This window comes from Psychroflexus salinarum (genome assembly GCF_042677225.1).
GTDB lineage: Bacteria > Bacteroidota > Bacteroidia > Flavobacteriales > Flavobacteriaceae > Psychroflexus > Psychroflexus salinarum.
This window is the reverse complement of the sequence record NZ_JBHTIV010000010.1, coordinates 265,858-278,170: the sequence shown is the minus strand read 5'-3', so window position 1 is coordinate 278,170 and position 12,313 is coordinate 265,858. Positions and strand designations below refer to the sequence as shown.

13 protein-coding genes are annotated in these 12,313 nt (G+C 34.8%); 8 read left to right on the top strand and 5 right to left on the bottom strand.

The genetic code is table 11. The features are described from left to right. Positions 1–33: 33 nt before the first annotated feature. Positions 34–1,665 (top strand): ABC-F family ATP-binding cassette domain-containing protein, encoded by a 1,632-nt coding sequence (locus ACFQ0R_RS10595; protein ID WP_379658348.1) that lies wholly within the window; start codon positions 34–36, stop codon positions 1,663–1,665. A gap of 82 nt (positions 1,666–1,747) precedes the next feature. On the opposite strand, the gene mltG is transcribed toward ACFQ0R_RS10595, so the two are convergent. From mltG to dapF, 3 genes are read right to left on the bottom strand one after another with little or no spacing between them, the layout of a single operon-like run. Continuing rightward, positions 1,748–2,791 (bottom strand): endolytic transglycosylase MltG, encoded by a 1,044-nt coding sequence (gene mltG, locus ACFQ0R_RS10590; protein WP_379658347.1) that lies wholly within the window; start codon positions 2,789–2,791, stop codon positions 1,748–1,750. Then, positions 2,781–3,308 (bottom strand): GNAT family N-acetyltransferase, encoded by a 528-nt coding sequence (locus tag ACFQ0R_RS10585; protein ID WP_379658346.1) that lies wholly within the window; start codon positions 3,306–3,308, stop codon positions 2,781–2,783. The genes mltG and ACFQ0R_RS10585 overlap by 11 nt, the downstream gene beginning before the upstream one ends. Next, complete coding sequence (gene dapF / locus ACFQ0R_RS10580; RefSeq protein ID WP_379658345.1) at positions 3,295–4,086, bottom strand: diaminopimelate epimerase; 792 nt, start codon at positions 4,084–4,086, stop codon at positions 3,295–3,297. Before dapF ends, ACFQ0R_RS10585 begins: the two co-directional genes overlap by 14 nt. Positions 4,087–4,210: 124 nt before the next feature. Between dapF and ACFQ0R_RS10575 the strand changes: the two genes are divergently transcribed. The 4 genes from ACFQ0R_RS10575 to obgE all read left to right on the top strand — a co-directional run bounded on the left by ACFQ0R_RS10575 (position 4,211) and on the right by obgE (position 7,902). Continuing rightward, positions 4,211–5,617 carry a trypsin-like peptidase domain-containing protein gene (locus tag ACFQ0R_RS10575; RefSeq protein WP_379658344.1) on the top strand — a complete coding sequence of 469 codons (1,407 nt, stop codon included), beginning with the start codon at positions 4,211–4,213 and terminating at the stop codon, positions 5,615–5,617. A 131-nt stretch (positions 5,618–5,748) separates the two neighbouring features. Beyond that, a complete protein-coding gene (gene hpt / locus ACFQ0R_RS10570) occupies positions 5,749–6,288 on the top strand; it encodes a hypoxanthine phosphoribosyltransferase (RefSeq protein ID WP_379658343.1) in 540 nt (179 codons plus the stop codon). Beyond that, positions 6,281–6,856: an adenylate kinase gene (locus ACFQ0R_RS10565; RefSeq protein ID WP_379658342.1), complete on the top strand. Its 576-nt coding sequence runs from the start codon at positions 6,281–6,283 to the stop codon at positions 6,854–6,856. The genes hpt and ACFQ0R_RS10565 overlap by 8 nt, the downstream gene beginning before the upstream one ends. A 23-nt stretch (positions 6,857–6,879) precedes the next feature. Continuing rightward, positions 6,880–7,902, top strand: a complete 1,023-nt coding sequence (obgE, locus tag ACFQ0R_RS10560; RefSeq protein ID WP_379658341.1) for a GTPase ObgE — start codon at positions 6,880–6,882, stop codon at positions 7,900–7,902. On the opposite strand, the gene ACFQ0R_RS10555 is transcribed toward obgE, so the two are convergent. After that, entirely contained in the window at positions 7,899–9,050 is a 1,152-nt protein-coding gene (locus ACFQ0R_RS10555; RefSeq protein WP_379658340.1) for a sensor histidine kinase, read from the bottom strand. The genes obgE and ACFQ0R_RS10555 overlap by 4 nt on opposite strands. Positions 9,051–9,167: 117 nt before the next feature. Here ACFQ0R_RS10555 and ACFQ0R_RS10550 point away from each other — a divergent pair, with 117 nt between their 5' ends. The 3 genes from ACFQ0R_RS10550 to ACFQ0R_RS10540 are packed head-to-tail and all read left to right on the top strand — an operon-like array spanning position 9,168 to position 11,383. After that, positions 9,168–10,331 (top strand): 5-(carboxyamino)imidazole ribonucleotide synthase, encoded by a 1,164-nt coding sequence (locus tag ACFQ0R_RS10550; protein WP_379658339.1) that lies wholly within the window; start codon positions 9,168–9,170, stop codon positions 10,329–10,331. Between the two features lie 2 nt (positions 10,332–10,333). Then, positions 10,334–10,813 carry a 5-(carboxyamino)imidazole ribonucleotide mutase gene (gene purE, locus ACFQ0R_RS10545; RefSeq protein ID WP_379658338.1) on the top strand — a complete coding sequence of 160 codons (480 nt, stop codon included), beginning with the start codon at positions 10,334–10,336 and terminating at the stop codon, positions 10,811–10,813. 57 nt (positions 10,814–10,870) lie between these two features. Beyond that, positions 10,871–11,383 carry a DUF4136 domain-containing protein gene (locus ACFQ0R_RS10540; RefSeq protein WP_379658337.1) on the top strand — a complete coding sequence of 171 codons (513 nt, stop codon included), beginning with the start codon at positions 10,871–10,873 and terminating at the stop codon, positions 11,381–11,383. Between the two features lie 34 nt (positions 11,384–11,417). Here ACFQ0R_RS10540 and ACFQ0R_RS10535 read toward each other — a convergent pair whose 3' ends face one another. Next, entirely contained in the window at positions 11,418–12,311 is an 894-nt protein-coding gene (locus ACFQ0R_RS10535) for a Ppx/GppA phosphatase family protein (protein WP_379658336.1), read from the bottom strand. Positions 12,312–12,313 lie beyond the last annotated feature (2 nt).

The window sequence follows — 12,313 nt, the reverse complement described above, 5'->3', positions numbered from 1 at the left end:
AATGAGTACTTTTGCAAAAAATACAGCTTTATTATGCTTTCAGTTTCAAATCTTTCTGTTCAATTTGGTAAGCGAGTCCTTTTTGACGAAGTCAATACGAGTTTCACTTCTGGTAATTGCTATGGCATTATTGGTGCCAACGGTGCCGGTAAGTCAACTTTTTTAAATATTATTTCAGGAAAAATGGATCCTACTTCTGGCCACGTTCACTTGGAGCCAGGAAAACGTATGTCCGTTCTTGAACAAGATCATTCCATGTACGATAATTTCAATGTATTGGAAACAGTGATAATGGGTAATGAACCTCTTTTTAAAATTAAAAAAGAGATGGATGACATTTACGCTAAAGAAGATTTTAGTGATGCTGACGGAGAACGCGTTGGAGTTTTGCAAGTAGAATTTGAAGAAATGGATGGCTGGAATGCAGAAAGCAATGCTGCTGCCCTACTTTCTAATCTTGGAATAGGTTCTGAGCATCACTACACTCTAGTAAAAGATCTTGATGGTCAACAACGAGTAAGAGTCCTTTTAGCTAAAGCAATTTTCGGAAACCCGGATGTGCTTATCATGGATGAGCCTACCAACGACTTAGATTATGAAACCATTACTTGGCTAGAAAATTTCTTGGCAAATTTTGACAATACAGTCATCGTCGTTTCACACGACCGTCACTTCCTCGATGCCGTTTGTACACATATTTCTGATATTGATTTTGGAAAAATCACACATTATAGTGGCAACTATACCTTTTGGTATGAATCTTCACAACTAGCAGCCAAACAAAGAGCACAACAAAACAAAAAATCTGAAGAAAAGAAAAAAGAACTTCAGCAATTTATTGAGCGATTTAGTGCTAACGTCGCTAAATCTAAACAAGCTACTTCCAGAAAGAAAATGCTGGATAAATTAGATTTTCAAAATATCAAACCTTCCAACAGAAGATATCCGGCCATCATATTTGAAAAGGAAAGAGAAGCTGGAGACCAAATCCTTCATGTGGAAAATTTATCGGCGAGTATCGATGGTGAGAAAATTTTCACCAACGTTCACATCAACCTCAACAAAGGAGATAAGGTTGTTATCTATTCAAAAGACTCTAGAGCAACTACTGCTTTTTACGAAATCATAAATGGTAAAGCAGAAGCAGATACTGGCACCTACAAATGGGGAGTCACTACCAATCAATCTTACTTACCAAACGATAATAGTGAATACTTTGAAAGCAAACTTTCACTTGTAGATTGGTTAAGACAGTGGGCAAAAACTGAAGAAGAACGAGAAGAAGTACACATTCGCGGATTCTTGGGAAAAATGCTTTTCAGTGGAGATGAAGCTTTAAAAACATGTGATGTTCTTTCGGGCGGAGAAAAAGTAAGATGCATGGTAAGTAGAATGATGATGACCAGAGCAAACGTTTTAATTCTTGATGAGCCCACCAATCACCTGGACTTGGAAACTATAACAGCTTTCAACAACTCTTTAAGCAACTTCAAGGGTAATATTTTATTAACAACTCACGATCATCAATTTGCACAAACAGTTGGTAATAGAGTGATTGAACTTACACCAAGTGGAGTAATCGATAAATTCTCAAACTTTGATGAGTACATGTCTGACCCCAAAATAAAAGAGCAACGCGAAAAAATGTATGCTGTAGAAGCTTAAGTAAAAAAAAAAGCTTACACTTCTAAATAGAAAGGCCTTAAGATCAATTTCTTAAGGCCTTTCTATTTAGAAGAAACTTAGATTATCTATATATTTCTTGTTTATTGATCCAGTTTTGGTAAGCTCTAGCATTACGATTATGCTGGGACAAAGTTTTTGCAAATTTATGGTATCCTGGATTTTCTGTATCTGCAGCAAAATAGAGATAGTCATGAGATTCTGCATTGAGTACTGCCTCTATAGAAGAAACATCGGGCATAGCTATAAGTCCAGGAGGAACTCCTTGGTATTTGTAAGTATTATAAGGAGAATCCAATTCTAAATCTTTATAAAGCACACGTTTTATAGGAGTTTCAAAATCCTGATTTTTATTTTGAATCGCAAAAATAACTGTTGGATCAGCTTGAAGTTTCATTCCTTTTTTAAGTCTGTTAAGGTAAACTCCGGCAACTTTTGGGCGCTCGTCAACTTTAGCTGTTTCCTTTTGAACTATAGCTGCCAAAGACATGACTTGAGTTGGCGAAAGATTAAGCTTACTAGCTTTTGCATTTCTTTGGTTGTTCCAGAAATCGTTGAAATAACCTACCATCCTGTCACGAAATGCTTCTCCTGAAGTATTCCAATAGAACTCATAAGTATTTGGGATGTAATATTTTAAACTTTCAAGTGGAGTAATATTCAATGAATCTAGAAACTCGGTAGAAATCATTGCCTGTAAAAGCTCCAAACTATCAGCTTCTATCTGCTCAGAAACTCTACTAGCTAAATTCTCTAATCTATGCTGATTATTAAAACTTACTTTTACAGGAACATTTCTAGACCTGAGCGTATTGATAATTTCATTATTATTCATGCCGCTTTTCAATACAAAATGTCCAGCTTTTACATTGTTTCCGTATCCCTTTTTATTTGCAACTGTAATAAAGTCGTCTGTGTCATTTAACAAAGGGTGTAACTGATTCACTACATCTTGTAAAGAACTACCTGTAGAAATATACACTGATTTAGTTTCTGTTTCAAAAGAAGTATTGGGGGTAAAAATAATGTTATATATGTAAATGCTTATCCCACCAAGAACAACCAGCCCAACCACAGAAGCAATAACTAATACTTTTTTAATATACATGATTTATTTTTTGTAGCAAATATTCATTTTGAAATCTTCCGGAATTATATCTCCAGTCTTTTTTTAAACCTATAGATTCAAATCCAAAACTTTTAAAAAGCTTCAGGCTCCTCTTATTATCTTCCATAATTGAAGCAAATAGTTGGTGTAGATCTAAAACATCATATGCATAATCTAGCATCAGCTCTAAAGCTTCTGTCCCATATCCTTTTGACTGATAGTCTTCCAAAATGAGTATGCCTAAACCTGCGCGTTTATTTTTGGGATCAAAATCATATAGATCGATAAAGCCTATAGGTTGCTTGTTATGAAGAGCAATAACTAGCCGCATTTGCTTTGCTTCATAAATATCTTTATGTGCATGGTCTAAATATTCTTTCAATATTGGTCTAGAAAAAGGCTGAAGAGTGTCACTTAAGTGCCACAGATTCTCATCATTTTCTACCAATTCTAAAAAATCTAGATCTTCGGGAGTCAATGCTCTAAGTAAGATATGTGAACTTTTAAGTTTTATCATGATAGTCACCTTCAAAAACAAATGTTGCAGGACCCTTCAACCAAATATTTTTCACTGCGTTGGGGCCATCAATTTCAAAATCAACCTCTAAGTTACCACCCTTAGTAATAACTTTTATCGGTAATTTATCGATCTTATTCGACATTTTAGCAGTAATAGCAGCTGCTGTAACCCCTGTACCGCAAGAAAAGGTCTCATCTTCTACTCCACGCTCATAAGTTCTTACATGGACATTATCATCCAAAACCTGTATGAAATTCACGTTTGTTCCTTTTATACCTTCATAGTTAGGCAAATTTCTAATGCGACGCCCTTGAGTAAAGACATCAAAATCGTAAACATCATCTACAAAAGCAACATGATGAGGAGAACCTGTATCGAGAAATGAAGCTTCTCGACTCAAATTAACAGTTGGAACGTCTGCCATTTTCAAGTTGACAGAATTACCTTTTATTATAGCAGAATGCAGACCATCAACAGCATCAAAAGTAGTTTCAGTATCAATTATACCCAATTGCTTAGCAAAAGCAACTATACATCTACCCCCGTTTCCACACATGGAACTTTCATTTCCATCAGCATTGAAATATACCATCTTAAAATCACACATTTCCAATGAGGAGTCTTCCAGTAGAATAAGACCATCTCCACCAATACCAAAGCGTCTGTCGCAAAGCTTTTTGATAGTTTTGGTATCATTTTTGAAATTAAGTGATCTGTTATCTATTAAAACAAAATCATTTCCTGTGCCTTGGTATTTATAAAAATGCAAATCCATCACTTAGGTTTATAATTCACAAATATAGGGAATTAATAAAGGAAGTTTAGGGGTTAAAAATGGGTTAAATGGAGTTTTGAAAAGATAGCTTAAAATTAATTTTAAATTAAAATAATAACATATTATGAAGAAAAATGTTCAATTATTATCAATTGCATTATTTGCTAGCGTATTAAGTATAAGCGGTTACAAAATTTTTGACAAAGAGTCAGAATCCGTAACTCAGGAATATAAAATTCCTTGGCAAAACCAAAACAACAATACAAAGACGCAGTTAGCTTCCTACACAGGAGAAACTTCAGAATTAAATTTTACTGAAGCTGCTAAAAAAACAGTAAATGCTGTCGTTCACGTCAAAAATGTAACCACATTTCGACAATCACGAAATCCCTTTGACTACAGCTACGGTAGTGGTGAAACTCGAAAAGCCATACGAGGGGCAGGTTCTGGAGTAATTCTAAGTCCTGATGGACTAATAGTTACCAATAATCACGTCATTGAAGGAGCATCTGAAGTACAAGTTACTTTAAATAACAACAAAACTTATGTTGCTGAAGTCTTAGGAAAAGCACCTGGTAATGATATTGCTTTATTAAAGATTGATGCTACAGAACTGGATTTCTTAGCCTTTGGCGATTCCAATGATGTACAGGTCGGCGAATGGGTTTTAGCTGTTGGCAATCCTTTCAATCTTACTTCAACTGTAACTGCAGGAATCGTGAGCGCAAAAGCAAGAGATCTAGGAAGGTCCGACAGCAATTTCCAGTCTTTCATACAGACAGATGCAGCAGTAAATCCGGGGAATAGCGGTGGAGCTTTAGTGAATACTAGAGGAGAACTCATTGGTATTAATACTGCCATCACCTCTCAAACAGGCTCTTTCATAGGTTATTCTTTTGCTATACCTAGTAATAACGCAAAAAAGATTGTTGAGGATTTAATTGAATTCGGAAACGTTAGAAAAGCAATTTTAGGCGTCAAGGTAATAGAATTGAATAGTGCATTTGCAAAACAACTTGAAGTTGAAAGTTCCCAGGGAGTTTATATCAAAGATGTTGAAGAAGGTAGTGGAGCACATGAAGCTGGATTACGAGAAGGAGATATTATAAATTCAATTGATGATATTAAAATCAGAAAGTTTGCAGATATGACTGGATATTTAAATTCTAAAAATCCAGGTGAAACTGTCATGGTGAGTTATTTAAGAAATGATAAACAGCTAACTACTGATGTTACTCTAGATATTTTTAAAGTATATCAAATAAAAGATATCGGTGTAGAAGTAACAGAAATTTCTGAAGCAGATTTAAAAAAATATGGAGCAGAATCTGGAGTACTTATAAACAAAGTATTACCTAATAGTTTCACTAAAAGTGACATCAGTGGTTTATTGATTACTAAAATAAATGAAAAGAAAGTGAATTCTATTGAAGACGTAAGAGCTATTATTGATAATAAAGATCCTGATGATCCAATGCTTGTAACGTTCTTAAGCCTTAATGGGCAAGAGAAGACTTACGTATTTAGATAAAAATATATCAACCTTCAAAAGCATGAAACTCCATCTTTAAAGATCAAAATTGGGAGTTTTTTATTTAAGTTTTATGAACGTACTTTATAGATTTTGAATCCTTATATTTGCAGCTCATAAAATTTATGACAATGGTGAAGCTTCATGATTTGGAATTCGAACCCTATCTTGATCAAAATACGTTACAACAATCTATAAAAAAACTTGCAGAGCAAATCTCTGCAGACTACGATTCTAAAACACCTATTTTTTTGGGAATATTAAATGGTGCTTTCATGTTTTTATCAGATTTAATGAAATACTATGAAGGCGACTGCGAAATTAGCTTTACTAAGTTGGCTTCCTATGAAGGCACTTCATCAACAGGTGAAGTCAGTACACTTCTTGGGGCAGGCAATCTGAAAGGCAGAGATGTTATTATTGTTGAAGATATTGTAGACACTGGTAATACCTTAGAACACATTGTTCAAGTTTTAGAAAAGGAAGGTGTTGCATCTTATAAAATTGCAAGTCTGTTTTTTAAACCAGAAGCTTATAAAAAATCACTCCCCATAGATTATATAGGGCTGGAAATACCAAATAAATTTATAGTAGGTTACGGCCTAGATTACAACGGATTAGGAAGAAATATCTCTGAAATATATCAATTAAAATCAAAGCTCGATGATTAATATAGTGTTATTTGGCCCTCCAGGAGCTGGAAAGGGAACTCAAGCAGAAAACCTTAAAAATAAATATGATCTTAAACACATTTCTACTGGAGATTTGTTTAGATACAATATTAAAAACGAAACTGAACTTGGAAAACTTGCTAAATCCTACATGGATAAAGGTGATTTAGTACCAGACGAAGTCACCATCAAGATGCTTAATGCGAAAGTAGAAGAACATTTAGATAGTAAAGGTTTTATTTTTGACGGGTTTCCAAGGACTAAAGCTCAAGCTGAAGCATTAAATGAATTGATGGAATCCAAAGACTCACAAATTGATGCAATGATTGCATTGGAAGTTCCAGATAAAGTTTTGGTTGAACGTCTTTTGGAGCGAGGAAAAACATCAGGAAGAAAAGATGATTCCAATGAAGACGTTATAAAAAACAGAATTAAAGTTTATTACAAAGAGACAGAAGTTCTCAAAGAATTTTATAAAAAAGAAGATAAATATTACGGTGTAGATGGCGTAGGTTCTATTTCAGAAATTACAGATCGCATCAGTAACGTCATTGATTCTTTAAAATAACACACTGCATTTAGCTTTATACTATGACTGAAGGAAACTTTGTAGATTACATAAAACTCCATTTAAAATCTGGAAACGGAGGAAAAGGTTCCGCACACCTTAGACGCGAAAAATATATTCCTAAAGGTGGTCCTGACGGGGGTGATGGTGGTCGTGGTGGTCATATCATTTTTAAGGCTAATAAAGATTTGTGGACACTTTTTCATTTAAAATTTAAAAGACACATAAAAGCTACTCATGGTGAACATGGCAGCAAGCAAACTAGTACTGGTGCTGATGGAGAGGATCAATACATAGAAGTGCCACTCGGAACAATTATAAGAGATACCAATACAAATGAGGTCATCAAGGAAATGACTGAACATGAAGAAGAATACATAGTGGTAGAAGGAGGAATGGGAGGAAAAGGAAATGCCCATTTCAAAAGTTCTACCAACCAGACTCCAAGATTTGCACAACCAGGAATTCCCGGTGAAGAAAAAGATATTACTCTAGAATTGAAACTTCTTGCAGATGTTGGTCTTGTAGGTTTTCCAAATGCTGGGAAATCAACCTTATTATCTGTTATTACTGCTGCTAAACCAAAGATAGCCAACTACGAATTCACAACTTTGAAACCTAATCTTGGTATTGTAATGTACCGAGATTATAAAACCTTTGTTGTCGCCGATATTCCTGGAATAATTGAAGGCGCAGCTGAAGGGAAAGGTCTTGGCTATCGTTTCTTGAGACATATAGAAAGAAATTCTACCTTACTATTTCTCATTCCGGCAGATGCTCTTAGTGTAAAAGAACAATATGAGGTTCTGCTTGACGAATTACGCCGTTACAACCCAGAGCTGCTAGATAAATCAAGAGTCATTGCAATTTCAAAAGCAGATCTGCTCGATGATGAACTAAAAGCTGAGTTGGCTCAGGAAATTGAAAACGCGTTCGATAATATTCCTCACGTATTCATTTCTTCTATAGCACAGCAAGGTTTACAACCACTGAAGGATTTGCTATGGAAAACTTTGAATGAAGACAAGGATAAGGCTACAAACTAGGTAGCTTTTGGTAGTTTAATCTCGAATACTGATCCGGATTCTGCAGAGCTGGATAATACTTTAATTTTCCCAAAGTGATAATCTTCAATGATACGCTTGGAAAGAGATAATCCTAAGCCCCAACCCCGATCTTTGGTAGAGAATCCAGGTTGGAAAATAGTTTTAAATTTTAAAGCAGGTATTCCTTTACCAGAATCACTCACGTGAATTTTATAAAAGTTCTTATCTTCAAAAAGAGATATTTTCAGTTTTCCACGACCTTTCATTGCATCTATGGCATTTTTTGTAAGGTTCTCGATAGTCCAGCTTAACAAGACTGGATTTAGCTTGCATTTTAAGTCTTCCTCTGGTAATTCGATTGAAAATTGAATCAGATTAGAACTCCTATCCTTTATATAGTTAAATGTATTTTCTACAGCTTTATTTAAACTTGAAATCTCGAGAGTTAATTTTGATCCAACCTTGGAAAACCGTTCAGTTATAGTTTTCAGCCTATCGATATCCTTTTCAATTTCAAAAATATACTCTGGATTAACATTTTCTGATCTTAATATTTCCATCCATCCTACCAAAGATGATAGTGGAGTTCCTATTTGATGCGCAGTTTCTTTGGCCATTCCTGCCCAAAGCTTGTTTTTCTCACTATTTTTAGCTGTTACATAATACAGATAAATGAGTCCCAGCAAAAGAAATATAATCAACAATAAAATAAAAGGATAGTACTTGATTTTTGTAAGAATTGATGAATCTCCATAATATAAATATTGCTTCCCGGCTTCGCCTAAATCTATAATAATAGGCTGATTTTGATCCTTAATAGATTCGAAGTACTGTTTCAGTCGCAACGAATCATTTGTAATTGGCTGAGGGATATTGTTTACCTCCTGAAATCCATCAGATTCGTTAACGATAAACATTGGGATATCATTAATTGTATTTAATATTTCCAATTCTAGGTTAAGATCTTGTTCCTCCCCTGCTTTGTTTACAGAGGCCTGAGCCGAAGACCAGATTCTCATTTTCTCCCGCTCCTCATTTTTGACACCTTCATAGAATACTGATATATTCCATACCACAACTCCTATTACAACTATAGACGTAAAAAGAATGAAAAGCCTGACTTTTACGGTATTCTCAAAAAATTTCATGAAGGAAATATTTATACAATAATAATGAAAACAAAATTGCTCTACTATAAACTTATTAAAGATGAAATTATTTTAGATTTACTACAGAACAGTACCTAAATCTGTTATTTTTGTCTCATGACACATTTTTTTTCTTCAGACTTTAAACTAGGAATTTTAGGCGGTGGTCAATTGGGCAAAATGATGCTTTATGATACTCGCAAATTTGATATTCAAACCTACGTAATGGATGCTAATCCTGAGGCACCTTCGAAACTTGCTTGCAACCATTTTGAAGTTGGAAGCCTTATGGATTACGACAAAGTCATGGCTTTCGGAAAAAAAGTTGATCTCCTTACTTTTGAAATTGAATCCGTTAATGTGAAAGCTTTAGAAGACCTTGAGGCATTGGGCAAAAAAGTATATCCTTCAGCAGACACCTTAAAAAAAATTCAGAATAAAGCTGTTCAGAAAACTTTTTATCACTCAAACCAAATACCAACTGCCAAATTTGAGATTTTTTCAAACTTAACTGCACTCAAAAAAGCAGTTTCTGAAGAAAATATCAGCCTCCCTTTCGTCTGGAAAAGCAGCACAGGCGGGTATGATGGTAAAGGTGTAAGTGTAGTTAAATCTGAAAAGGCCATCAGTGAACTCCCAGATGTAGAATGTATTGCAGAAGATTTAGTTGATTTTAAAACTGAAATCGCTGTGATTGTTTCAAGGAGCGTTTCTGGTGAAATCAAAACTTATCCAGTTGTAGAGATGGAATTTCATCCTGAAGCTAACCAGGTAGAATATGTGCTTTGTCCTGCAAGGATTAATGAAAATGTGACTAACAAAGCCAGAGATTTGGCACAGAAAGTCTCAAGTAAATTTGAGCATGTAGGGTTACTGGCAGTTGAAATGTTTGTCACAAAAACTGATGATGTTTTAGTAAATGAAGTTGCACCAAGACCTCATAATAGTGGACATTTCAGTATTGAAGGTAGTTTCACTAATCAATTTGAACAACACTTAAGAGCAATTCTAGATTTACCTCTTGGAAGTACTGAAAGTAAAACTAATTCTGTGATGGTTAATTTAGTTGGTGACGAAAATCATACTGGAGATGTAATTTATGAAGGTATTGAGAAAATTATGGCTATGCCAGGAGTTACCCCACACATCTATGGAAAAAGAGAAACACGTCCTTTCAGGAAAATGGGACATGTGAATGTTATACATTCAGAATTGAGCGAGGCAAGAGCCATTGCTGAAACTGTAAAATCAAAAATTAAGGTTATATCAAAAAAATCCTAATTATGAATAAAGTTGCCATCATTATGGGGAGTAAGAGTGATCTCCCAGTCATGCAAGATGCTATAGATATATTGAAAGAATTTGGAATCGAAACTGAAGTTGATATTGTATCCGCTCACAGAACTCCAGAATACATGATGGATTTCGGAAAAAATGCTCACAAAAACGGGATTGATGTCATTATAGCAGGTGCTGGAGGAGCAGCTCATTTACCAGGTATGGTAGCCTCAATCACTCCCCTTCCTGTCATTGGTGTTCCCGTAAAATCAAGCAATTCCATAGATGGATGGGACTCCATTCTGTCTATTTTGCAAATGCCTGGTGGTGTTCCTGTAGCAACAGTAGCACTCAACGGTGCAAAAAATGCAGGAATACTTGCAGCACAAATACTTGGTGTAAAAGATGAAAAAGTACAAGTTAAAATTCTCGATTATATGAGTCAGCTTAAAGATAAAGTCCAGAAAATGAGAGAAGACCTTTAATATTTAGCTAAAAAGGATTACATATTGTAATCTAATTTCTAAATTTCGAATAAAAAAATGAAAGCAAGCTTAAGTTTAATTTTACTTCCTATAATCCTATTGTCCTGTAATTCACCCAAAGTGTTTACCGACTACGCCTCAGATGTAGAATTTGAAGAGCACAAGAGTTTTGCTTTTTATGCCATTGAAAATTCAGGATTATCACAACTGGATGAAGATCGAATTTTTGTGGCAATACAAGATACTCTTACAGCTAAGGGTTTTAAAGAAAAATTGATCCCAGATTTTAAAGTCAATTTTTATGCAGAAGTATTCAACCAGACCTCTAACAGTAATTTTGGTATAGGAATAGGTGGATATAACGGAGGCATAGGTGGAACAATTTCACCTCAAAACACAAAGAGAAGTATTGCATTAACTGTAGAATTTGCAGATGGCCTTACAAACAATTTATTTTGGCAAGGTGTGGTAGAAGCGAGTTTTAATGAAAACTTGAAAGGAAAAGAACGAGAAGAATTTTTTCGTTCACTAGTTGGCAAAATTCTTCAAAAGTATCCTCCAGAGAAATGATCTTTTATAAGTCATTTTCAATTAAAATTTCAGATTAGGATTTTGAATTCTGATAGAGAGACTTAATGATACCGTCAACCAGACCAATCTTAGGTACATGTACAGATTTTGAACCACTCCATTTCATAGCTGATAAATAAATTTTGGTCGCGGGTATAATCACATCTGCTCTATCTTCATTTAAACTTAATTCGGATATACGCTCTTCGTATGTTAGTGAATTTAATAATTGAAAATAAGAGCTCAAGTAAAAGTAAGATAGTGGCTTACCTGGTTTTTTATTACTGGATTTAAATATGTTATTGATATTACCCCCAGAACCAACCATTTCTATCCTCGAATACGGCTTGGTTACATTTTTTATCCACTGCTCTGCATCTTTCCAGACATCATCTGCTATAGTATTATTCAAAATTCTCACTGTACCTAGCTTAAAGGATTTGGATTCAACTGTTTTTCCTTCAGAAAATAAAGTGAACTCTGTACTGCCACCACCTACATCTACATATAGATAAGTCTTATTGTCGTCGACTAAAGTGTGTAAGTCAGTCGCAGCAATAATTGAAGCTTCATCGGACCCATCAATGATTTCAATAGTTACATCACACTCTGCTGCAATTTTTTCTGCAATTGCTTTTCCATTTTTTGCGTCTCGCATTGCGGATGTAGCACAAGCTCTATATTCTTGAATTTTATGGGATTTCATAAGCAAACTGAAAGCCTTCATGGTGTCTACCATCCTTTCTGTATTTTCATCAGAAATATAAGATTTTGTAAAAACATCTTGACCAAGTCTTATAGGAACTCTTACAAGCGATGTCTTTTTAAAAGTTACTGGCTTATTATCTGGTTCAGTTACTGTTGAAATAAGCAATCGCACAGCATTAGAACCTATATCTATGGCAGCAAATTTTTTGATGGATAGCATAA